This window comes from Ignavibacteriales bacterium, assembly GCA_026390815.1.
In the GTDB taxonomy this organism is placed as follows: domain Bacteria; phylum Bacteroidota; class Ignavibacteria; order Ignavibacteriales; family SURF-24; genus JAPLFH01.
In genome coordinates, this window is record JAPLFH010000034.1 from 21,480 (window position 1) to 46,391 (window position 24,912).

Annotated in this window: 19 protein-coding genes and 2 tRNA genes; 6 read left to right on the forward strand and 15 right to left on the reverse strand. The window is 34.1% G+C overall.

What is annotated here, in order from left to right:
* Positions 1–122: 122 nt before the first annotated feature.
* Positions 123–1,811 (reverse strand): L,D-transpeptidase family protein, encoded by a 1,689-nt coding sequence (locus tag NTX22_11320; protein MCX6151108.1) that lies wholly within the window; start codon positions 1,809–1,811, stop codon positions 123–125.
* Between the two features lie 297 nt (positions 1,812–2,108).
* Positions 2,109–2,187: transfer RNA gene (locus NTX22_11325), tRNA-OTHER, on the reverse strand.
* 53 nt (positions 2,188–2,240) lie between these two features.
* Between NTX22_11325 and NTX22_11330 the strand changes: the two genes are divergently transcribed.
* Positions 2,241–2,633 (forward strand): hypothetical protein, encoded by a 393-nt coding sequence (locus NTX22_11330; protein ID MCX6151109.1) that lies wholly within the window; start codon positions 2,241–2,243, stop codon positions 2,631–2,633.
* Between the two features lie 525 nt (positions 2,634–3,158).
* On the opposite strand, the gene NTX22_11335 is transcribed toward NTX22_11330, so the two are convergent.
* The 7 genes from NTX22_11335 to NTX22_11365 all read right to left on the reverse strand — a co-directional run bounded on the left by NTX22_11335 (position 3,159) and on the right by NTX22_11365 (position 13,820).
* Entirely contained in the window at positions 3,159–3,971 is an 813-nt protein-coding gene (locus NTX22_11335) for a DUF4249 domain-containing protein (GenBank protein ID MCX6151110.1), read from the reverse strand.
* A gap of 1 nt (position 3,972) precedes the next feature.
* Positions 3,973–6,297: a TonB-dependent receptor gene (locus tag NTX22_11340; GenBank protein MCX6151111.1), complete on the reverse strand. Its 2,325-nt coding sequence runs from the start codon at positions 6,295–6,297 to the stop codon at positions 3,973–3,975.
* 102 nt (positions 6,298–6,399) lie between these two features.
* A complete protein-coding gene (locus tag NTX22_11345) occupies positions 6,400–7,101 on the reverse strand; it encodes a sugar phosphate nucleotidyltransferase (GenBank protein ID MCX6151112.1) in 702 nt (233 codons plus the stop codon).
* Positions 7,102–7,231: 130 nt separating this feature from the next.
* Entirely contained in the window at positions 7,232–8,125 is an 894-nt protein-coding gene (locus NTX22_11350) for a DUF4421 family protein (GenBank protein MCX6151113.1), read from the reverse strand.
* A 101-nt stretch (positions 8,126–8,226) separates the two neighbouring features.
* Positions 8,227–11,343: an efflux RND transporter permease subunit gene (locus NTX22_11355; protein MCX6151114.1), complete on the reverse strand. Its 3,117-nt coding sequence runs from the start codon at positions 11,341–11,343 to the stop codon at positions 8,227–8,229.
* Between the two features lie 3 nt (positions 11,344–11,346).
* Positions 11,347–12,408 (reverse strand): efflux RND transporter periplasmic adaptor subunit, encoded by a 1,062-nt coding sequence (locus NTX22_11360; protein MCX6151115.1) that lies wholly within the window; start codon positions 12,406–12,408, stop codon positions 11,347–11,349.
* Positions 12,409–12,425: 17 nt separating this feature from the next.
* Positions 12,426–13,820, reverse strand: a complete 1,395-nt coding sequence (locus tag NTX22_11365; GenBank protein ID MCX6151116.1) for a TolC family protein — start codon at positions 13,818–13,820, stop codon at positions 12,426–12,428.
* Positions 13,821–14,069: 249 nt separating this feature from the next.
* On the opposite strand from NTX22_11365, the gene NTX22_11370 reads away from it, so the two are divergent.
* On the forward strand, positions 14,070–16,208 hold the full coding sequence (locus NTX22_11370; protein MCX6151117.1) for a sigma 54-interacting transcriptional regulator: 2,139 nt from the start codon (positions 14,070–14,072) through the stop codon (positions 16,206–16,208).
* Between the two features lie 323 nt (positions 16,209–16,531).
* Here the strand turns inward: NTX22_11370 and NTX22_11375 are convergent.
* Positions 16,532–16,604: transfer RNA gene (locus NTX22_11375), tRNA-Lys, on the reverse strand.
* A gap of 142 nt (positions 16,605–16,746) precedes the next feature.
* Here NTX22_11375 and NTX22_11380 point away from each other — a divergent pair.
* Complete coding sequence (locus NTX22_11380; GenBank protein MCX6151118.1) at positions 16,747–17,118, forward strand: hypothetical protein; 372 nt, start codon at positions 16,747–16,749, stop codon at positions 17,116–17,118.
* On the opposite strand, the gene NTX22_11385 is transcribed toward NTX22_11380, so the two are convergent.
* The 3 genes from NTX22_11385 to NTX22_11395 form a co-directional block, all read right to left on the reverse strand.
* Complete coding sequence (locus tag NTX22_11385; GenBank protein ID MCX6151119.1) at positions 17,115–17,624, reverse strand: hypothetical protein; 510 nt, start codon at positions 17,622–17,624, stop codon at positions 17,115–17,117. The genes NTX22_11380 and NTX22_11385 overlap by 4 nt on opposite strands.
* A gap of 225 nt (positions 17,625–17,849) precedes the next feature.
* Complete coding sequence (locus NTX22_11390) at positions 17,850–18,245, reverse strand: HEAT repeat domain-containing protein (GenBank protein MCX6151120.1); 396 nt, start codon at positions 18,243–18,245, stop codon at positions 17,850–17,852.
* A 151-nt stretch (positions 18,246–18,396) separates the two neighbouring features.
* Positions 18,397–19,683 (reverse strand): hypothetical protein, encoded by a 1,287-nt coding sequence (locus tag NTX22_11395; protein ID MCX6151121.1) that lies wholly within the window; start codon positions 19,681–19,683, stop codon positions 18,397–18,399.
* Between the two features lie 232 nt (positions 19,684–19,915).
* Here NTX22_11395 and NTX22_11400 point away from each other — a divergent pair, with 232 nt between their 5' ends.
* The 3 genes from NTX22_11400 to NTX22_11410 all read left to right on the forward strand — a co-directional run bounded on the left by NTX22_11400 (position 19,916) and on the right by NTX22_11410 (position 22,623).
* A complete protein-coding gene (locus tag NTX22_11400; GenBank protein ID MCX6151122.1) occupies positions 19,916–20,890 on the forward strand; it encodes a site-specific DNA-methyltransferase in 975 nt (324 codons plus the stop codon).
* A gap of 176 nt (positions 20,891–21,066) precedes the next feature.
* Positions 21,067–22,035, forward strand: a complete 969-nt coding sequence (locus NTX22_11405; protein ID MCX6151123.1) for an aldo/keto reductase — start codon at positions 21,067–21,069, stop codon at positions 22,033–22,035.
* A gap of 66 nt (positions 22,036–22,101) precedes the next feature.
* Positions 22,102–22,623: a nitroreductase family protein gene (locus tag NTX22_11410; GenBank protein MCX6151124.1), complete on the forward strand. Its 522-nt coding sequence runs from the start codon at positions 22,102–22,104 to the stop codon at positions 22,621–22,623.
* Between the two features lie 75 nt (positions 22,624–22,698).
* On the opposite strand, the gene NTX22_11415 is transcribed toward NTX22_11410, so the two are convergent.
* Together NTX22_11415 and NTX22_11420 are read right to left on the reverse strand one after the other, a co-directional pair.
* The gene (locus NTX22_11415) at positions 22,699–24,153 is read right to left on the reverse strand and encodes a trimethylamine methyltransferase family protein (protein ID MCX6151125.1); all 1,455 of its coding nucleotides are present in this window, start codon (positions 24,151–24,153) and stop codon (positions 22,699–22,701) included.
* A gap of 80 nt (positions 24,154–24,233) precedes the next feature.
* Positions 24,234–24,896 (reverse strand): corrinoid protein, encoded by a 663-nt coding sequence (locus NTX22_11420; protein MCX6151126.1) that lies wholly within the window; start codon positions 24,894–24,896, stop codon positions 24,234–24,236.
* Positions 24,897–24,912 lie beyond the last annotated feature (16 nt).

The window sequence follows — 24,912 nt, forward strand, 5'->3', positions numbered from 1 at the left end:
CACTTCCTTTCGAATTCGTTTATTTTACAAAAAAACTTACAGAAAATTAATGATGCGGGCAATGATTTGGAGTAAATTATGATGATTAAAAACAGAAAGCGTAGTGATTGAAGTTAGATAATTCAATTTGAAATTAAAATATATTTTTTTAAAATATTATCTTTGCCATAAACATCATCTCTAAAATTTACAATTCCTTCTTCGTTAACCCAGGCGGTAAAATAATCAATAAAAAGTGGAATATTTTTATCGAGTTTTACTTGGGTAGTTTTTCCAAAACTGGCATATTTTCTAAGTTCATTTCGTTTTTGTTTGTACTCTATAATTTTTGTTTTATCCGCAATAGTTGAACCAATCTCAATTTTGATATAATCAATATTCCAATCTGAATTATCTTTCAAAATATAATCAGCTAACAACAACGGTTTTTCAACTCTTACACATCCATGGCTAACTGCTCTGTTTGTATATGAAAAAGGAGCTCTTGTTGGTGTATCATGCAGGTAAATATTAAATTTATTTGTGAATATAAATTTGATTTTACCTAAAGCATTTCCAGCACCTGGATCTTGTACAAAAACAAACGGAACGTTATTCGGAGAATATTTACTTAAGTCCAACTCATTTAAACTTACCTGCTTACCTTTCAAAAAGACTTTAAAGTTTTGCTTCTGCAAATAATTTGAATCAGAAATTGATTTTCTATAAAGCTCATCTCTTATTATGCTTGGCGGAACTGTCCAGGTTGGATTAAGTATTAAATGAGAGATTTGTCCATATAATAAAGGGGTTTCCCAATCGTTCGGTTTATTTCGCCAGTTTTTGGTTTTTTCATATAATTTAAGCCGGCTTTCATAATTAAGCGGTCTCTTTTTACCAGTGCATACTTTAATTCTAAATTTTTCCTGTTTGTTTTCAACAACAGAAAGATTGAAATCAGGAATGTTTACTAAAACGTAACGAGTACTGTCAGAATAATTTGTCCACCTAAATCTTTCCAAATTTAATTTTATTTTCTCAACATACTCCAATGGAGAAGTATTAAGTTTTTCTATGGTTAACTTGTTCAAAATTCCGTTATCAGGTAAACCATTTACGCTTTGAAATTTTGCAATAGCTTTAACAAAGATAGAATCGGCAACATTGAAATCTTTTAAAACGATTTTTGAAGTATCAAGTAATCCCAATAAATATAATCTTTCTGCAATTGATTTTAAGCGTGAAATTTTTTCATCGGGATTTAATTTATTGTCATTTACAGAAAGGATTCCCCAATCCAGGTTTTTCAATTTTTGAAATTTATTTAGGGCTAATTGTAATTTTTTATAACGCTCACTTTTAGGTTGAATTTCTGCTAAATATTTAAAAGTGTTTTTTTGATTAAGCGGGGCAAATAAATCTTTTTTAGATGAATCTGCTATCGGCAAGAAATAACTTTCCGGGAATATTTTTGTGGGATCCACAATCCCATATCTCATATGATAAGCATACTTCAAAACAGCATCTGACAGTAGAAGTTCAAGATTTGCTAAATGTGCATACCTTTCTGAATTTGCAGAATAATTATTGTTTCTGATTTTTGAAAATTCATCTTTTATCAAATCATAATTGTACAAATTTGGATCTATTCCATGTTCTACTACTTTATTTAAAACTACCATTATAGAATCCAGAAATTGTTTGTCATCGAAACTTTTTATATAAAGCGGTTCAAAATTTCGGGTGGTATAAAAATATTTCAGAGTATCAAAGTATTCAAATTTTGAAGATGAAATTTGGAATGAAGAATCTTTAGAAATAAATCTATTCACTAAATATTGTTGATACTCAGAAGAAACAAATTTGAATTTGACATTAAGTCCAGTAGAACTACTTGTTAGTTTCTGCTTGCACCCCAAACCGAAGAATAATAAAACAAGTATATAAATGAAATAATATTTTTTAATCACAAAGATTCATTTTTTAATTAAACAAAGTTGGAATTATTATACATATTCAAAGCCATTTCCAATTCAAATATATAATTAACAAGTCTAAATTCTAAATGTTCATATCACAAATATTTAAAATAAAAAAGTGCGGAGGGTCTTCTTCTCGCACTAATGTGCACCCTGCGGGATTCGAACCCGCGACCTGCTGATCAAGAGTCATTGCGATTCTGCATTTTTTCCCAAAAACTAAGAGTTTGTTTGTAACTCCATACATAGTCCATACAAAAAAGGAGTTCAAAAAAGTATTTAGTGAAAAATAACAAGTCATCATTTTTCCAAATCGTTTATGCTGTTAATGGTAAAAGAACAACTCATTCAACAAAAAAGAATAACAAAAAAGAAGCCTGTAAATATCTTGAGGAATTCAAAATAACTTTAGAAAACCCCTTGAGTGCTGTTAATTCAACAACTCAAATAACTGATAATACAAATAATCCAACCCTTTCAATATTTAAAGAGGAATATTTTGGATATGAAAAACCTATCAATTCAAAAAAATACATCTATTCAATTTCCTTGTCTTTTAATCTATTTATTTTTTTTTGTGGAGATGTTCTGTTGGATAGTAATAATACCAGAACAGTTGATAAATTTATCAATTCAACTTTCACACGCACTTGGAGGGGTGCTCACCATTATTAACGTACACTTAAAGCAGCATTAAACAAAGCAGTTGAATGGGATTATATTTCAGTAGATCCATTTACTAAAGTAAAATTTCCAAAGCTTGTTAAAACATTTCCCGTTTTTATTACTGAAGATGAATTACTCATTATCCTGGCGAACACATCATACCAGCATCTGAAGAATATTTTTACTGTCGGCTTTTATACCGGTTTACATCTTGGTGAATTAGTTAATATGCAGTGGAATTGGATAGACTTCTTTCAATCCGCTTGTGGCGGACAAATCACAGTAAAGTGCACAGAGGATTTTCTTACAAAAAGCAAAAAAGAAAGAATTGTTCCTATGAGTGAGAAAGTAAGATCAATCCTATTTAGGCGTTTCAATTCTGCTTCTCATTATCCTGATGAAGTTGTTTTCTACAGTAGAAAAGGAAAGATGCTCTATCAAGAAGCAATTAGTAAGCAATTCAAAAAAATAGTTCGCAAATCAAATCTGAACGACTGTTGAGGTTCTGACTAACTAAAAGATTTCGATAATGGATTATGGGATTATAATTAATCTGGAGCGTACAGCATATGCACTGAAATATCCCAATGCTCCCCCGGTAAAATTAGAGAGCGGGTTTGCAGGAGATGGTGCCTGCGGACCTGGATCTCCACTTGCCTGTCGTATTGTTCTGAAATAATCGAAAACATTTTTATCAATACACTGAAGTAACACATATACAGAATCTCCTGAATTCAAGGTGTCTTCTTCTGCAACAAGACTACTTGTAACAGGACCTCCATCATGTAACCGGTCATCAAAAAGGAATATAAAATTTTGCGGCACACCATTTTTTACTTCTACAAAGCGGTAATAGTTCTTTACATTACCAGAATCCCTGAAGTGAACATCAACAAATTTCATCTTATTGGGTCCGAATGATTGTGTTTCTATATTCAAAGAATCAACATCAACAGGTGGAGGCATTGTTGAAACAGCGGTGTATTTATAACCGCCGGTAGTTATTGAAATCGAATAGGTTCTGCCGGGGACTCCCTGAATTACTGATGTTTTATATAATCCGGGAGAAGTCTCTATAAGTGAATCTGAATTCCCGGAATCGTCGTTAATTACAATTTTAGCCTCGCTTACAGCAGGAAAAAAATTAGTCTGATCGAAATTGACAGTCCGGGATAATTTCACATAATACGGTCCGGGCTGATCAGAGATAGATGCTTCAATAACCAATTGGGGAGCGGTTGAATTTAAATCTACACTAATTATCTTCTCGCAAGAAATGCTGAAAAGACTAATCATCAAAAAAATGATTGTTTTTATTATGCCGTGGAATAATGATCTGTTTTTCATATTAAAACCTAAAATTGTATGTAACTGAAGGAACAAACCGGAACAATGAAGTCTGAAGCGCCTGGGTTTTTGTGGGATCATTAGGATCCTGCCGGAAGGTTATAACATATGCATTCTCCCTTCCGTATGCATTGTACAAGGAAAAATTGAGACTCGATTTTTCAAACTGCCATGTTGCACCAAGATCGAGCCTGTGGTATGCTGGCATTCGGTATGCATTCCTCTCAGTATAGTAGTTAAGTATTTGTCCGCCGATTTCATATTTACCGCTTGGGAAAGTAACAGCGTTCCCGGTACTGTAAACCCATGTTGCAGAGAATGTCCATTTATCAGATAACTGGTAGATGCCAACAACTGAAATATTATGTGTAATATCCTGCCGTGCGGGATAATAATTTTTATTATTTACACCCGGAAATTTAAGTTCAACCCTTGAGATAGTATACCCAACCCATCCGCTAAATTGTCCGTATTTCTTTTTCAAAAAGACTTCTAGACCGTAAGCGCGGCCTTTTCCAAACAACAATTGCGACTCGACATTTTCATTGAAATTTAACTGGGCGCCGTTTTTATAGTCTATCTGGTGCTGCAGGTTTTTATAATAAGTTTCGGCTGAGAACTCATAGTTGTTATCTTCAAAGTTCCGGAAGTAACCAAGAGAAACCTGATCTGAGATTTCCGGCTGAACATTATTACTGCTGGGGATCCACATATCGGTAGGATTACTGCTTGTGGAATTAGAGAGAAGATGCAGATTCTGAGTGCTTCGTCCATAAGATAGCTTAACGGAACTTTCATCGTTCAGAATATAATTTAATGATATTCTTGGTTCAATATTAAAATATGTCTTTACGAATTTACCGGATGGATACCAAAGAGAGTCTATGCGGTCGCCAAGATCGTTGTAGGTATAAAAGTTTCCAGGACCAAGTACACTGAATACAGAAAAGCGGGCTCCGTATTCTAAATTTATTATAGGAGATGGTTTATATTCGTGAGAAAGGTAAAAGGAATTCTCAAGTGAATACTTGTTGTTAAGTACTAAAGAATTTGTCTGAGAATTATTTGTAGCAGTAACAGTACCGGGGATAATTGAATGATAAACAGTATTCAAGCCAAATTTAATTCCATTCTCATCGTCAATAAAGTAGTGTAAATCTTCCTTGAAATTGTAATCCTGAATTTTGGAATATATTGTTATTGTATTTCCGACAAAGTTCAGATCAATATTGTAATCATAAGTACTGTAAATAAGGGAAGTATTAGAGAACATTTTTTCACTGAATAGATGGTTCCATCTGAGAGTACCGGTAGAGTTTCCCCAATCTATTCCAACTAATTTTCCAATGCCAAGGACATCGCTTCCGAAATAACCGGAAAGGTAAAGTCTGTCATTCTCCCCGACCTGGTAATTCACTTTTGCGTTAAGATCATAGAAGTATAAGCGGGATTGTTTGGCAAGTGTATCGGATGATAATTTCAGAAACAGATCGGCATAAGTTCTTCTGCCGGAAATTGAGAAAGAAGATTTTTCGTTTATTATAGGACCCTCAACAGACAAGCGCGAAGCAATCAAACCGATTCCGCCATTAACTCCGAATTGTTTATCATTCCCTTCTTTCATTTTAATATCGATAACAGAAGAGAGGCGGCCACCGTATTCGGCTGGCATTGTTCCTTTATATACGGTAACATCATTAATGGCATCAGAATTAAAAACAGAAAAAAAGCCCAATAGGTGAGAGGCGCTATAAACAGTTGCTTCATCAAGCAGAATCAAATTCTGATCTGCTGCTCCACCACGTACGTAAATACCGCCGTTACCTTCCCCGGCAGATTTAATACCCGGAAGAAGCTGCATCGTTTTCATTATATCCTTTTCACCCAGCAGGACCGGGATATTTTGAATTTCTTTAACATTCAGCTTCTCGATACCCATTTGAGTTTTTGTAACATTGTCATTACTCTTTTCACCTGTAACAACAATTTCTTTTTGTTCAACGCTTTTTTCCGCCAGGTTAAAATTCTGCTTTATATTTTGAACAAGGTGGATTTGAAATGAGATTGCCTGGTAACCAGTAAAATGACAGGTTATGGAATATGTGCCTTTGGGGATTGTTAGGGAGTAATATCCATAACCATTTGTAACAGCACCGGTTTGTGGTAATTCACTAACGGTAATTGCCGCACCAATTAAAGTTTCCCCTGATTGAGAGTCCTTAACATATCCGCTTATAGTAAATTTGTCCGGATTATTATCAGGTGGTAATAAACCAGCGAAGGTATTTGTAACCAGGAACAGTAATAATAAGAAGTATTTGATCATATCAGTAAATTTCTTTTTCGTTTTAGGTTTTTGAGAATCTTTTTGCTGTCTTTCTTATATAAGTTTTTATCAGAGATTTTTTTACATTATTAAATCCAGGTGTTATTCAGTTCCTTTTATAAATGATTCGGCTTTGGCAATATCTGCAATATATTCAATATCAATAATCTTATTGAATGAAAATCCTTTAAGTATATAACCACGGGAAACAAGATGCCGAAGAAAATCTCTTAACCCGGATACTTTGTTCTTTAGTGCAAAATCTATCTCCTCAAATATTCCCGTAGAAAAATAATATATCCTGCCGGATACCCAGCCATATCCATCTTTCGAATCACTGAATTTTAATATTGTATCTTCTTCATCCATTGCTACATATATGGGCGTTTTATCATCAATGAATCTAGTAACCGCAATTACCCCGTTGGCATCTTGGTGCGTTTTTGAATAATCTATGAAGCTGGAGAATTCCACCTTAGAGAAAACAGCGTTAGCAGTGATTAAACAGAGCGGTTCTTTTGAAAGAAAATGAGCTAATGAAAATAAACTTTGCATAGAGCTTTGAGTATCTTGAATTAAAAGACTAATTGATGCACCGAATTTATTTGATAATAGAAAATTTTTTAATTCTGTTTCATTCGAATTCATTATACAGCATACTTTATTTACACCACATTCGTATGCTATTTTAATTATTCGTTCAATTAAATACTCACCATTAATTATTGCCAAAGGTTTGGGTATTGCCAAACCTTCCGCTTTTATATAAGTGTTTTGATCACTCCCTAAAATTACCAAATCCATTTTTTATGTTTATTGCTTTTGTTATTACTTATTTATTTTTTTTGCTTTCTTTATTGTGTGGTTTTCTTTATGCTTTCATAATCATATATCTTAAAAAATCCGGTCGCTATTTTATTATGCATTCTTGCCATTAAAAAAAACTGTTAAAACGTATTATGTTAGAAATCTGCATATCGATAGAAGTTAGATTAAGTTTATTATTATTCGAATATTGTAATGAATTACTATGGAGTAGAAAGGAAATATATATTCCCCAAAAAGAATGGTGATATCCAATGGCTCCCCGCGCAAATATCGCAGGATAGATCTTCAGTTTCCCATCTTTTAACTTTACAGTTTCGTTTCCTAAAGTTATTCCGGCAGTAGCTATACCGGCTATAAGCCAATTATCATTAAGTACCCAAGAATAATAATAACCAGCGTTTAATTCTAATAATAGATTGTTAAAACTCAGTTGTTCCGGGCTTTCGAGTCCTATTTTATAATAATATATCCCTCCACCCATAACATAACCACCTACAGATTGGAGTTGTTTTTCAATAGGCAAAAAAGCTGCCTTAGCAGAATATTTGTACCCATTAAAAAGATAGTTCCCTCCAAAGCCAATTTTTTGGACTGACGTATTAGGGAGGATTTTTATTTCTTTTTCGTCTGTATAAAATCCTTTATATCGTTGATAAAACACATCAAATAAAAGATGCCTTCCATAATAGTGAATCTGTATATCTGTAATATCAGTTTTTCCATATTTATTTTCATTCATTTTTATAACCGGGAGCTTATAGCTGACCTTAAACGATGTGTTTTTAAAGACAAGTCCTATCCCAAAATTTATAGGACTGTTTGGCTTAGTTTCTTTAGCTACTTCAATATAATCTCGGGAAAAGAATCCTATTATTGTTATCTTATCCTTATAGCTTCCTACGTATGTAGAATCAACAGTTTGGGTAGTATCCACTGTTTGGGCAAACGAACTGAATGTTAAAATGATCCACAATACTAACGAATGAAATTTAGTTTTCAATATATATCCTTCCAACTTAGATTGAGTATTCTTATTATTTCTTTTACGTTGACTCATCACTCACCATTATTCTGCTAAATATTTTTTGTAATTGTTAAACATTATAAAACAACTTCAATTACTTTAGAATTAAGTACAATTTTTTTAGCTTGGATTTTTCTTTTAATGGTTTCTGCAGTAAAATAAACACACGGAACAAGCACTAAAGTGAGCACTAAGGAACTTAACAAACCACCTATTATCACCCACGCCATACCATTTTTTAGTTCGGCGCCAGCACCGTTGGCTATTGCCAAAGGAAGCATTCCAAATACCATCGCCAAGGTAGTCATTAATATCGGGCGTAATCTTTCCCTACCCGCCTCTACCAGGGCTTCTTTGAGTTCGCTTCCGCTTTTTACGAGTTCGTTTGTAAAGTCCACTAATAAGATCGCATTCTTAGCTACAAGTCCCAGCAGTGTTATTAACCCAACAATGGAAAAGATAGACAATTCTTCCATAGTTAATGCAAGTGCAAGCAAAGCTCCAATCATTGCAACAGGAATAGAAAACAATACCACGAATGGATGAAGTAATGAGTTGTATAAGGCAACCATGATTAAGTATATAAGAATAATAGCAGAAATTAACGCGAAACCGAGACTTGAGAAAGCATCACTTTGCCGTTGTAGCGCTCCTTCTTTTTGCACTGTTACACCGCTTGGTATTTGTCCAACTAAAGCATCTTCTATCTCGGCACCGACTGTTCCGGATGCTCTTCCTAAAACATTGGAATTAATTGTTATGGAACTCATTCTGTCAAACCTCTCGAGCATACTCGGTCCCATAGTTTGATTAACATCGGCAAATTGTTTCAGCTCAACGAGCTGCCCTCGTTTATTGACAATAGTGATTCCGGCTACATCAAATATATTCTGCCTGTCGAATTTGTCGAATACAACATTGATATCATATTCATGAGCACCATCTTTGTATTTTGAATCTGTATTACCAGCTAAAGCGGTTCTTAGAGTAGCACCCACATCGGCAACAGAAAGTCCAAGCTCTTCCATTTTGCTTCTGTTTATTTGAATACTAACTTCAGGTTTAGGATCATCAATGGAAAATTTAACATCAGTTGTCCCTGGTATCTTTTTCATTATGTCTAAAACCATGGCTGCAGTCGAATCAACTTTGTTTAAATCTGATCCTTTTACCACAAATTGAATTGGGGATGAGCTTGCCGATCCTGTAAGACTTGTTGGAGATGTTCGTACCTTTACACCCGGAATATTTCTTAAAATTTCTTCTTTAATTCTTTCCGCATATTCAGAAACGCCAAATTTACGTTCATTTTTGTCAATTATTTTAACAGTTAACTGCGTAATATTATTTCTGGATGACGATGCATTTACAGAGCTCGTAAATCCCACCTTAGCCATCACTTTTAAGATTTCGGGTTTCGATAAAAGTATTGCTTCTATTTGTTTTGTAATAAGATTGTTCTCGTATACAGATATTTGCGGGCTCATTTCCAGGTCAACTACAAACTCACCTTGATCAGTATCAGGTATAAAGGTTGAACCGATAAATCCCATACCAACTAAGGAAATGGATGCAAATAATAAAACTAAAATTCCCACATAAACCTTTTTCCTGTTGTTTAATCCCCATCGTAAAATTGATTCATATCCTTCTTTAAGTGCGTTAAACAATCTTTCAAATTTTTGAGTGAACTTTCCGGCAAAACTTGTTTCATTAAAACTTTCTACTTTGCCAAATTTTGACAGCAGCAAAGGGGTTAATGAAAATGATACTAATAAGCTCGCCATCGTTGATACTATAAGCGGCATGGAAAACTCTCTTAATATACCTCCAATAATTCCACCCGTAAGCGATAAAGGAATGAATACAGAAACGATAACAAGTGTAATTGAAGTAGCTGTAAAGAATATCTGTTTACTACCTTCAAGAGCAGCTTGTACTTTTGTTTTACCCATTTCAAGGTGACGGAAAATGTTTTCCACAACTACGATTGAATCATCGACTAGAATGCCCACTGCAAGCGACAGCGCCATAAGAGACATTATATTAAGTGAATAACCGAATGCATATAAGAATATGAAAGACGGAATCATAGATAACGGCACCGCTACCATTACAATTAACGCTGTTCGCAGGCTATGAAGAAATATTAAACAAACGAACGAAACAATAATCACTGCAAGAACTAAATCTGCAACAACAGACTTTACCGCCTCTATCGTATAAATTGAGGTGTCGGTTGCAATCTCAAATTTCACATTACTCGAAGCATATTCTTTTTCAATTACCTTTAGTTCTTCATTTATTAATTTACAAACTGCAACAGCATTTGCATCCGATTGTTTTTGAACCTGAATACCAATTACATCTTTACCATTAATGCGGCTTATTTTTGTTTGTTCCGCAACACCATCAATTACTTCAGCTACATCTTTTACAAGTACTTTACTGCTGTTATTGTTTAAGAACACAGTTGTATTTTTTAATTGTTCAAGTGAAGCATATTTTGCCGCAAGTCTTACTGTATATCTTACATTGGTCTGCTCTACCTTGCCGGTTGGAAAATCCATATTTGCTTTTTGAATTGCCTGAAGTACCTGGAGTATAGATAGATTATAAGTTCTTAGTTTGTTGCGGTCAATATTAACCTGAATTTCTCTTTTGCTTCCGCCCATTAAATTAATTTGCCCCACACCTTGTAATTTGGCAAACTGCGGTTGAATTCTATCTTCCACTAATTTATAAAATTTAGTAGGCTCCATATCTGAAGAAACAGTAAACTGCATAACAGGTATATCATCAGTAGAAAACTTGCTTATTGTCGGTATTTTAGCATCTACCGGTAAATCTGTTATTATAGCATTAACTTTCCTTTGAGCATCCTGCATTGCCATATTTACGTCTGCACCGCTTTTCAGTTCAATAGTTGTAAACTCAAAACCTTCCTGCGAAACTGACTTGATAGTTTCTATATTTTCCAGAGATGAAACTGCATCTTCTATTTTTTTTGTCACCGAAGTTTCAACTTCCGATGCTGAAGCGCCGGGATAAATTGTAACTATTGTTAGTACATTAGTTGTAATCTTTGGTGTTAAATTTATATTAAGAAGTGTAAATGTAACCGCCCCCATTAAGGCTATAATAGCAAATATTACGAATACAATTAACGGTCTTTTAAGTGATAACTCTATCATTATTTACTCTTTATTTTTGATTATAGAAACGGCTGCTCCATCCGATAAATTAATTTGTCCGGTAGTAACTACCTTATCCCCTTCTTTTAATCCTTCAGTCACTTCAAGGTTGTCACTTAAATCTCGTCCAATAGTTATGTTTTTCTGAAAAGCTTTATTATTTTCTACTACGTATACTTTTGCATCTTTAATGCTTCCTATTAAAGATGTACGTGGAATAAGAAGTGATAATTGTCCGGAAGGGAAATTGAAATCTACATTTACAAATGTACCAGCCTTAAGTTGATTGGAAGTTTTATTTTCCATTATTATTTCAACAGCATAGTTATGGGAAGCATCGCCTTGCTGGCTGACGAAACTTATTTTTCCATCATATTCAACACCTTGAAAAACCGAAGATGTAATTCTGGCTCTCTGCCCTGCCTTTAATTTATAAATATCTGTTTCAGAAACATTTATCATTGTTTTAAGACGCGATATATCAACTATAGAAATAATCGGCGAACCGGTCCCTACAAATGTTCCGTTATCTACAGACTTTGATACTACAAATCCGTTTTGTGATGCAGTTATTTTTGTAAAACTTAATTGTTTTTCTGCCTGCCCAACCAGAATCTTTGCTTTCTCATAATCAAATCTTGCATCGCGTACTTTTGTTTCCGATGTAGCATTACCGGTGTAGAGATTTTTAGTTTTATTATATTCGTCTTCAAGCTTTGACAAATTAAGATTAGCGGCATCCAAATTAAGTTGGGCTAATTTATCATCTATTTCTACAAGCACTTTTCCTTTGGAAACATAATCACCAAGGTTAAAATTTATAGCAACAATTTGTCCGCCTGCTTCTGCTTTCAAAGTAACCTCTTGAACAGCCGCTGTAATGCCGGTAAGAACGAGGGAACTGTTTTGTTCCTTCTTTATCACTTCCTTAATATTCACTAAGGTTGCTAATCCTGCTTTAACATGCTTCTTCTCATCTATAGCAGATTTATTAATAATCAATTTCCCTGCTATAAGTACCAGAGCCACAATTACTGCGACGACTACTATTATTTTTTTCTTCATATTCTTTTACTCTATCTTTATTTATTCTCAATATTATTTAAATAGTCTATAAGCGTTCCTTTAGCTTTTTCCATATCAAACTTTGCTATATATAACTCCAGCAAGGAATTAATAAAGTTGGTTTGCGCTTCTCTCAATTTGGTTTCTGAATCTACTAATGAAGCAGCATTGGTAACCCCCTCTCTATATTCAAGTGTAGTTATATTATAGACTTTTTTTGCGAGCTCTATATTTAATTGATTAGACTTGATATTATCGTATGCATTATTATACTTTGTTACAGCGTTTGCCACTTGAAGGTCAATTGCATTTTCAGTTTTACTTACTTCTTCACTTAAACCTTCTATATCAAGAGAAGATTGTTGTATTTTTGCAAGTCTTTGCCCGCCTGTAAATATTGGCAAACGGATTCGTAAGCCTACCGAGGAATAGTGGTCCCAGTCTTTGTGTGAGTCAAACAGATCAAATTTTGTTCTTAACGCATTGTAGGAATAACTTCCGAATGCGCTTATGGAAGGCAAGAATTCTGCAATCAGATTTTTCCTATTAAGCTCTTGCAATTCAAGACTCGTTTGAAGTACCTTATAATCTACTCTATTCCCATAGGCATATGAGCTGTCATTAATATATGTTAAATCGTTTATTCGTTTTTCACGAAGTGAATCTTGTGAAAAGTTTGCACTGTCCGATAGAGAAATAGCAGAAGCCACCGGCATTCCCATTTGAAATTTCAAATACATATAAGATTGTTTTATGGCTTCTTTTGCTTTTTTAAGTTGATACTCAATATTGTTATAACTAACGTTTAATCGATCAACATCAACTTCTTTAGCTTTTCCGTTTTCAAAGAGTAATTTGGTATCGGCTAAAGATTTAGATATTAGTTTTTGATTTTGTTCAAGAAGCTGAATTTTAGTTTGTACAACCAGTGTCTGGTAATATGCTGTTGCTACATCATATTCAATATTTTCTGATACTAATTCTTTTTTTTGCTGATAGTATTGATTTGAATATTTGGCGGCACTCAATCCGACCCAGAATGATCCGCTGAAAATCATTTGAGTTACTTCCCCCGTAAAAGTATGGTTATATTTTGTACCTAACTTAATCGGAATTAAAGTACCCGGTTCTCCGAAGAAATCTCCGGGAATTATTTGGGTAGGCAGTTCAATATTATTTACAAGGTTCCCGGTTAAAGTAATCTGTGGTAACCCGCTTCCGATTACTTCATTTATCTTCTTCTTAGATTTTTCTTCTTCTATACCGGCTTTTTTTATATCACGGCTATTTTTTTTCGCGTAATTTATACAATCAACTAAGGAAAAAATGCGTTCTTTATTTTGTGCTATATTATTAGCCTGAAATAAAAAGGTCACGAATAAAGGAATACTTAAAATTTTATATGGTCTCAAACTATTTTCCTAATTAAATTCATCAATATTTCTCATATGATTTACTATTTATATGCCAATAAAGAATCGTTCGGATTTGCTCAATTATTGAGCTTTTATCTTCTCGACTATAATTTATTGCTTTTATACAAGCAATCGCTTGTGTTCCATCCTTTAATACAAGCAATCGTATTTATTTAGTATATTAATCAATACAAACCGTATATTTTTTCTTTAATAAAAGCAGTTGACTAGAGAGGAAACGAAAATATGTTTAAGAATGATTTTGATTTGCTGTTGTCTTTAAATGATGATATCGCGGCAATAAGCGAGTATTTTGTTCTCTTCGCAAAAATTTTCGATAAAATAAATGCTGTATTTGATACTGATCTTTGCGGTTTATCTCTGTTTAATGAAAACAGAGATAAATTGGGATGTCTCTTGGTCACTATTCCTTTTCGGCGTGACACTACAAAGTGGCATAGGCAATTCGCAATAGATTCTTTGCCCTCAGAATTGTTCGGTGAAAACTCTGTCATTACGAAAGTTGAATCTGAAATTTTTTATAACATGGGTAAATTTGAAGAGGGGCAAATTGATATTTCAGAAATATTAGAAAAGAAAAAGATTAGCAATTTATTTTTTGTCCCGATGCATACAGGGGGAAAGTCAATTGGTTACATAATATTACCGATAAGTGATTATATAACAAACAAAGAAAATGACAATTACTTGTTCCGCTTATCAAATTTGATCGCTTCTGCAATTAAAAACACAGAGTATGTAACCAGACTTAAACACAAAGAGGAAGAAAAAGATATGCTGCTCAAGCTTTTCAGCTTACTGCTTGATATTAAGGACGAGAATAATTTTTATATGCATTTAGCTGAAGCTATTAGTAATCTAATCCCGTTTGAATATATTGGAATAATTGGCAGAGGATATAATAAGAATGAAAGTGAAGGCATATATATTACAAAAGATGAAACCGGTAAATTAAAAGTAAACAAAGCTACAAGAAACGATATTCGCATTGTGGAATCGTTTAAGTTCATGCTGTTGGCTAAAGACGGGATTGTTCATACGGAGATTACAGGTGAAGAATTACTAAAAATGTGCAGTCAATTTTCACATATAAGGCAGATAAAAGAGAAGAATTCAATAGTTTCATTGCTCGTATTCAGGTATATGAAAAACAATCTTGGCGAACTCTTTCTTACCATCGGGAGAAAAGAACATGTATCACAGGCAAATGAAATCAGTATTAAATTAATGCACAATAGTAATTCTTATTTTACTGGAACTGAAATAGAGTTTTGTGAAAATCTTCTTCCCCAACTAATATCCATCTTTGCTAATTTTTATTCGTTTAAAGAGATCGAGATATTAACAAAGAAATTGGAACAAGAAAAACACTATCTGCTTGATGAGATAAACTCAGCAACAAGTTTTCAGGAAATTGTTGGAAACAGCGTCCTGCTTAATAATATATTGAATAAAATTAAACTGGTAGCACCCCTTGATGCTACAGTTTTGGTAACTGGAGAAACTGGAACAGGTAAGGAGTTGATTGCCCGTGCAATTCACAAATTATCAAAACGAAATGAGCAAGCATATATTACCATCAATTGCGCGGCACTTCCGGTTCAACTAATTGAATCGGAATTATTCGGTCATGAAAAAGGCAGCTTTACCGGGGCATTTGAAAAGAAATTTGGCAAATTTGAAATTGCAAATAAAGGAACCATTTTTTTGGATGAGATAGGTGAACTGCCTCTTGAAGTTCAATCAAAACTCTTACGCGTTTTACAAGAAAAAGAATTTGAACGTGTTGGAGGTAAAAGCACAGTTTATTCCGATGTTAGAATTATCGCCGCTACAAATCGTAATCTCGAAAAGGAAATTGAACAGGGTAAATTCAGATCAGATTTGTTTTTCCGGCTTAATGTATTTCCAATAGAAATACCTCCTTTAAGAGAAAGAGCTGACGATATTCCCTTGCTCGTAAAACATTTTATCCAAAACTATTCAAAAAAAATAGGTAAGGATATAAAGTCAATCAAGAAAAACGATTTGGAAATGTTGACACAATATAATTGGCCAGGCAACATTCGCGAACTGGAACATGTGATTGAAAGAGCAATTATAATATCGCAAGGATCTAAGCTTAGTTTTGAAAATTTCAAATTTGGCGGTGATAGTGAATCTGAAGCTAAAAAAGAATCTTTTAAATCGCTCATTGAAATAGAAAAAGACCACATTATTAATGCTCTTAAATTAGCAAATGGGAAAGTTACAGGCGCAAACAGTGCTGCACTGCTTCTTAAAATTAACGGGAAAACTCTAGGAACAAGAATGAGAAAGCTGGGGATTAAAAGAAAGGACATAATTTCAGATTCAAAATTATAGGTATAATTTTAGCCATCAATCGACTCCTAATAAAATGAATTTAGAAAAATAATTTTTTATAAATTTTTCAGGCGATTTTTTTTGCCAAAAACCAGATCCATTCCTTTCAACCCAAAGGGCTTCGCTACGGGATATGGTTCTAAAACTATTTACACTCCCTTTTTTTATCAGTAGATTCTCTAAAATTGTATTGGCTGTGTCCAAACAAAAGTCGATACAAAGTCGATACAAACTCCATACACATTTTTGAAAAGTCATCGTGATTCTTAAGGTCACATAAAATAAAAAAGCCCGAATATGGACAATATTCGAGCTTTTATTTGTGCACCCTGCGGGATTCGAACCCGCGACCTGCTGATTAAGAGTCAGATGCTCTACCAACTGAGCTAAGGATGCGGTATAAAAATAAGTAAAACCGAAAGAAATTCAAAGTTCATTTGCTTTTAGTAATTTTGGGTAAATGATAACCTGCTCTCTTACAATTGCTCTATTAACCTTTGTATTTCTTGTTCGATAATAAAAGAAAATCTTGTTTAAAATGAATACCATAAGTAAAATAAATTTTAGTAAAAGTTTTCTCCAGAGTAAACCGGAAAACTCTAAATATTTAAAGAGTAACTCTGAACAAAAAGATTCACTTGAAATTTCGAATACATCCAAAGCTTTTACCAGGATTGATAAATTTTTAAACTTGGGAAGACCTGACAGACTTGATGTTGATGACTTAAATGCAGAAGAAAAAAAAGAGTTTTTGAAAATGCTATCTTATTTATTAAAAAAAGGAATAGTAGGTTATGAAGTTCTTGAAATTAATGGGAAACCAGAAAAGCATTATATCGTAAATCAAATCGGTAACCTTCGTCTTGAGGGAGCAAAAATTTACAACAAGAATGGATACTACGATGATTAGAAAACCAAATTTACAAGAGTGCCGGGGCTTTTTACAAATCCAACCTGATATGTTTTATTTAACTTTTCTTTAAAAATATCAAATTGACTTTTTAAGTTTTTAGGTCGTTCCGCGTAATCCTGATTGAAAATACTTATAAATGAACCACCACCGATTGTTGAATTCTGTATCTCACCATTATCTGTAATATAGGAGAATTCACAAAACTCATCTTCCTCTGCATCTGATTTAATTCTCTCTGTTTCATTATAAGTTTTAACACTATTTTCTGCTTTGGCAACTGGAACATTAATATGATATCGCAGATATATATCTGAATTACTTAAACGATGATCTAACTTTTCACTTACAATAGAATTTTTTTGATCTTGATTTATAGATTTAGCAGGAGTTTGAGGATCGTTTAAGATATTGAGATTTCCATTCTTCCTAACATTACCTTGTTCGGAGATGGTTTTTATAGATTCAATTATTACGGGATTACTCCCAATTGCATTAACTGACATATTTTATACTTTCCTAACATTAGAATAATAATAACTTTGGTATTTGTCAAATACAATTTTAACCTTCAAAAGGAACTACTTTAAAACGAAAAAAATAATTCTTGAGCAAGTTAAGAAACTGGAGAGCATAATAATTGAAGTGATTAAATTTTGTAATTCATAAAGGTCAAAAACCAGCTATCATTATTTTCAGATAGCTGGTTTAAGAATTCACAATATTATTTTCTACGATTTCTGATAAGCATTGTAAAACTTGCTGCACATGTTTCTTACTCTTTCACTTTGGTCAAATTTTGCGGCTTGTTTTACCATAAAAACACCTTTGGGATTACCAATTTTAATTAATGATAATGCCGCTTGAATCCGGCAACTTTCATTTTTTTCCGAATGTAACATTTTCATTAAAGGTAAAACAGCTTTTTCGGTTTTATATTCACCCAAATAATAAGCGGCGCTAACCTTAAGTCCAAGATTTTCAGAATTAATGCCCTGGAGTAAATTCTCTTCAATTAAAGTAACATTGGTTTTTAAAGATGTGTTTTCTGGTGTACCAGCAAATGATGATGTGCCAATTAACAAAGCACAAACAATTGTCAAACAGATCATTTTATATGTTTTCATTTTATTTCCCTTTCCTTTAATAATTTTCTTTTCTAAAATGTTTGACGTAATGAAATCGTAGAAAGTTTTAAATCGTTTTATTCATATAATTTCCGCCAAATTTATACTTTAGCTATTCAGATTAAAGGAATCAGGTGGAATTAGAATAGAATTATTTCATCTCTGCATTCAGCACTTCCATGATTAATTCATCTAAATTAATTGGTTGATTTTTATCATCATTTTCAACAACAACCAGGTAACCGGTTTTTTTACCTGTAGATAAAAACGCATTCATCACACTTGCCTGATCACTGATCAGACATTTGCCATCAACCGAAGACCATATTTCTTTAGCACAGAGACATCCTAATGAAGGAGTTTGAGGATAATATGATTGCCCACTATAAAATTCCGGATCAATTGTAGTTCCATGAACAATAATCTCGCTCCGCCCAGCTTTGCCCGCGTAATATGCTTCATAAATTGGAGGATAATTCTTCCAGGATTCGGGAAGCAAATTTTTATATTGTTCAATCCAATTTGTATCGCTTACGTTATTGTGGAAATATTGTTTAACGGTTCCTTCAAATGGAAGGATCGTTTGGATGTTTGGTGTTTTACCAAGAAAGACACTTTTAGATGTATCTATTCCCTGAATTGATAGAATTCCTTGAGGTGTATTTCCGTTTGTAATATAACCGGGCAAATTGGAAATGGCTCTTGCAAGCTGCGGAACAGAAAAAATATTTCCATCATTTGTTCTAACGTATTTCCCATCCGGTTTCCTGATAATTACTAATCCGGGGTAATCACGATTCTTTCGTTGAAAACTAAAAATAATAGTTTCATCTTTTAAAAATTGAGATGACAGAATATCAATTAAAGCAGGACGTGGTTGGCTTTGCTTAATCGAAAGCCTCTTTGTGTTTAGCATAAAAAGAATTGGATTCATTTTCCATTCTGGAAATTTCTTCTCCATCAAATTAAAGTAATGCTTTTTATTGGATGAACTTGGTTTGCTTCTTACCAGATAATTAACCGCCATCGCAAAAAGTTTTGGATTTTTTGTTGATTGAGCAACCGATGAAATTTCACTCACAAATTCATTCGGATATAAACAATATGTGGCTTCAAGAACTGCCCGTTGAAAAGGATAACTTCTGTTTTTAAAAGTTATCAGTCCTTGTTTAAGTGAACTTTGAACTAAGTTAGTTTTATATAAAACAAGTTCAATATCCCAAAAGATTTCCTCCCACTTCGATTCATTTTCCGAATTTAAATTGAATGATAAATTTTTCTCAATCCCTTTTATTAAATCTGCTTTGAATTTTTCCCTTTCAACTTTAGTGGCAATTGGGGTGTTGAGTTTAGTAATATCAACAAACTGCTGTGCTACATTGGAGGATACTGTTGATAAAAAAAGTAATAATATCCAAAAATATTTTTCTGCTTTCATAAAAACCTCAATTCAATTTTAACAATTATCAAATTACTTGATTCGATATTCAAGTTCCACTGTTATATGAATCAATGATTATATGTCATTACAAATAGTGCGAGTTTATTTATTGCAAACATATTTTTATGGAGACGACCTTAGGTTTTTAAAATTAATCCCACGCTTAACAGGAATTTAAAATTTGGCTTCAAAAATTTTACAGTAGAAGTACGAATCATTATATTGCCGTATGAAAAATTTTCCGATTCCACGTTTAGATAAAAATCCTGAATTCAGAAAACATCTTTTGAAATATTGCCGATTAAAAAAAGGTGAGATCTGGAAAGACCCAGCAGGAAAACACAAAGTTGGCTGTCTTGATGCTGCAAGTAAAGCTGATATAAAAAAGTTAATGGAGGGTGAAAAAGCAACTTTAGCAATTCACGATCCACCATATAATCTAATAGGATTTGAACTAAGAGAAGTTGAGAGGTTTGTTGATTGGTCCAAACAATGGATTGAAACCACTAATCTTGCACTGGATAATAATAGCTCGTTGTACGTTTGGCTGGGAGCTGATCAAAAAGATGGATTCCAACCTTTACCGGACTTTATGATTATGATGCGCGGAACCCAATTTAAAACGCGCAGCTTTATTACTATGCGTAACCAGCGTGGCTACGGTACACAAAAAAACTGGATGGCTGTAAGGCAAGAATTACTTTTTTACACCAAAGGTAATCCAATCTTTAATATTAAAGCTGAATACACAGACATTCCCAAAATCCTGCGTGGCTATTACAAAGAAATAAATGGTAAGATTACGGAAAACCTGGAGAGAAGTAAATCCGCCAATATCCGGGCAGGCAATGTATGGGTAGATATTCAGCAGGTCTTCCATTTGATGGATGAAAATGTTAACGGATGCTATGCTCAAAAACCACTAAAGTCAGCAGAAAGAATTATTCTTGCAAGCTCAAATCCAGGTGATGTTGTTATTGATTTCTTTTGTCATTCAGCATCAACATTACTTTCGGCAGAGATGAATGGACGAAGATGCTTTACAATAGATTTGGATCCTCTTTATTGTGAAATTGCCATCAGACGAATAGAGCGTTACCGCCAGACTGGAAAATCCGGCTGGCAAAACAGCAATCCTTTTGAAAAGGAAATTTTAAAAGACAAAAAACTAAAATCTTATGTAATACTAAATAGAAACTTCTGAAATATTCAATATGTCATTCCTGCGAAGGCAGGAATCCATTGAATTTATTTTAGATTCCCACTCCCGCCTACAGCTGGCAGGTTCGTGGGAATGACATTTAACCAATTAATAATTTTTCAGAAGTTTCAAATAAATAATCGTTGTCTTCATCTTATAATTAATAACCGGGAGCAATAATGCTTTATAAAAATTTTGCAAAAACTAATATTCAGGTTTCCCAATTAGGATATGGCTGCTGGGGAATTGGAAAATCAATGTGGATTGGTGCTGAGGATTCCGAATCGAAAAAAGCGCTGCACAAAGCAATTGAAGAAGGAATAAATTTATTTGATACGGCATTAGTTTACGGAGATGGACATAGCGAAAAACTTGTTGGTGAAGTGGAAAAAGAATCTGGCAAGGATTTATTCATCGCAAGTAAAATTCCGTCAAAAAAATTTGAATGGCCCGCAAAAGATTCTTCATTATTAAAGGATTCCTTTCCAATAGATCATATCATTTCTTCAACCGAACATAGTTTGAAGAATCTTAAACGCGATTATGTGAATCTGATGCAATTCCATGTTTGGAATGATAAATGGACAACTCAAGATGAATGGAAAGAAGCAATTTACAAATTGAAAAAAGATGGCAAGGTTCAATACTTCGGAATATCCATTAACGATCATCAACCGTGGAATGGAATTGAAGCTGGGAAAACCGGGTTGATAGATTGCTTCCAGGTTATCTTCAATCTGTTCGATCAATCACCAACGGATGAATTGTTCACATTTTGTGAGGAGAATAAAATCAGCATCCTTGCCCGCGTTCCTTTTGATGAAGGAAGTCTTACCGGAACAATAAATGAAAACACAATATTTCCTAAAGGCGATTGGCGCAATGGATATTTTAAAGGTGATAGAAAAAAGGAAGTTGCAGAACGCGTTGCAAAAATTTGGGAATTTGTTAATGGAGAAACAGAATCCATTGCTGAAGCAGCTTTAAGATACATTGTTAGCTTCAGCGCAGTAACTTCTGTAATTCCAGGAATGAGAAGTGAGAAGAATCTTCTGGCAAACAAAGCCAGCGTTGAAAAAGGGGCACTTTCCAATGAACTGCTTGAGAAATTAAAATCCGCCAGATGGATAAGAAATTTTTATGAGTGATAGTTCAATGAACTGTAAATATTTTATAGGTAGTTTTTAATTAAAATAATTCTTATGGATTGAAAAATGGAATTTATCGATTTAGCCAAGAAAAGATTTTCATCACGCAGCTTCCTTCCAAAGCAAGTTGATGAAGGAAAATTATTGAAAGTTTTAGAAGCTGGAAGAATTGCTCCTTCGGCTGTTAATATTCAACCATGGCATTTTATTGTAATTAAGGATGAAGAAAATAAACAGAAAATATATTCTGTTTACAAAAGAGACTGGCTTAAACAGGCGCCAATTATTATAGTGGTTTGTGGTGATCATTCCACTTCCTGGAAAAGAGTTGATGGTAAAGATCATTGCGATATTGATATTGCAATTGCGGTTGACCACCTGATTTTGCAAGCAACTGAACTTGATTTAGGAACATGCTGGGTTTGCAACTTCGATATGAAAAAATGTGCTGAAGTTTTAAACCTGCCGGAGAACATAGAACCGATAGTTATATTACCGCTTGGTTATCCAGCAGAATTTGCCGATTCTGACAGACACACGGCAAAACGTAAACCGCTTGATATGATTGTGCATCGAGAAAAATTTTAATTTCCCAAACACTATTTTGCGTTGCGTTATTGTGTTTTGGAAATTATTTGAAATTTGGAGCTTGATATTTGGTACTTATATCTTAGGTAACTTTTCCATCCCACATTTTTTAAAAACACCTTCTACTAAATTTATTAATTCGTTTTCCTGATCAACTAGAATTTCCGGCTTCTGATATTTTTCAACCAACTCTACAACGCGAAGTTTTGCCCTTCCAAAAGTATCCAGTTTCCCTTTCTGTTCCCATTCGTGTAAAGAACTACGATCAATTATACTTGAAGGAATGTGTTGCTCTTTGTTAAATAATTGACGAGTAAATTTCTGTTTTAGAAAATCAGACTTGAAACTAAAATCTTCAAACATTTCCAGTGCAAGAGTCTCTGTCCTCAGTTGAATTCCATCAAGCATTCTTTTAGCCATTGAAATTGCTTCAGCATCAATCACTAATTTCTCTGCACTTTGGCAGGCAAGAAAATCCAGCATACCTGCACCTGAAATCATATTTATTCCAGCCAGTGCTCCAATCATTGCAGAAATACCGCTCTCCATTCCTGCTTGTGCATCAACAATTTTTGCATCACTTGCAGCAAGATAAGTGTGTGTTGGCAAGTTTAAGAATTTTCCAACCTGGGCGATGGCAGCACCAATCATTGCAGTTTCAATTGCACCCATCGGGGTAGTTCCGAACCGCATATCGAAAATTGCCGGAGCACCTCCCCAAACAATTGGTGAACCCGGTTTTGCTAATTGATGAATCGTAATTCCACTTAAACACTCTGCCGCATGTTGAACGACGGATGCAATTAAAGTAACCGGCGAAGCACTGCCTGCCAGCGGCATCGAAACCATTTCAGCAGGAATTCCTTTTCGCGCAAGATCAATCAGATTACTGCAGCTTATTTTATTCCACATAAGCGGCGGAGTTGGACACACATCAAAAACAGCTTGCGGTTTATTTTCAATTTCATTTCCGCTTTTTGAAAAGATGCTAAGCATGTCGAACATAATTTTTATAGTATCGGCAGTAAAAGCACCGGTTACAACCGGCTTCTTTGAATATAATAAAACAAGATATAGCCGGTAAAAATCACCGACTTCTTTCGGTACATCATTACAAATTACAGCCGTGGACTGTGCGCTATACTGAGGAAGTTGTTCTGCCACCTTTATTAATTTTATCAGATCAGAAGTAACGGCTGGTTTGTGTTCAAGTGTTACAGGGTCAAGTATATTAATTCCCGAAGAACCCGGATCGAAATTTACATCATCTCCACCATAGTTTACTGCAGGATTTCCAAATCTATCATACAAATAAAACTGATGCGGAACAGTTTTAAGAACTTCCTCTACCAATGATCTGGTTATACTTACGATTTCTTCACGCTCATTAATTTGTGCGCCAGCTTCTTTTAATAGTTTCCTGGCTTCTGCAGATTTTATTTTTATCCCCGGCTTTACAAGAAGTTGAAATGCTTCATCCAATATTCTAAAAATAATTTCTTTTGAAAGGATCTCGAATTTTGGTTTCATAATTACTCTGTTTTATCTATGTAAATCCGCATCATCTACGTTATCAGTGTTCTAAAAAAATTGAACACGGATAGCACTGATTAAACTGATATACGCGGATTGAGAATCAAAGACTTTGCAACATTAACAGCGCTCATTGCATCCTGCCCATAACCATCTGCTCCAATTTCAACAGCCCAGCGTTTTGTAACCGGCGCACCACCAACTAATATTTTTACTTTCCCACGAAGACCTGCTTCCTCCAAAGCTTCAATCGTTGTCTTTTGCATTGTCATTGTTGTTGTAAGCAAAGAACTCATTCCAACTATATTTGCATTATGCTTAATGACTGTATCAATAAATTTTTGCGGGGAAACATTAACACCCAGATCAATAACATCAAAACCATTTGCTGAAAGCATAATTGAAACAAGGCTCTTCCCAATTTCGTGAATATCGCCTTGAACAGTTCCCAAAACCACGGTTCCCAGAACTTCTCTTTTATTACCCAGCTTCAAAGCTTCCGGTTCAAGAATAGCCATTGCCGCTTTCATCGCTTCGCCAGCCATAACTAGATGCGGAAGAAACATTGTACCAGCAGTAAACTGTTCGCCAACGTAATTCATTCCTGCAACATAACCTTTGTTTATAATTTCCAAAGGAGGAATTCCTTTATCGACCGCCATCCGTGCTAAAGTTTTTGCTTCACCGATTTCACCATCTATTACACTCTGTGCTATCAATTGGAATAACTTATCATTCATTTTTATCTTGATTTGT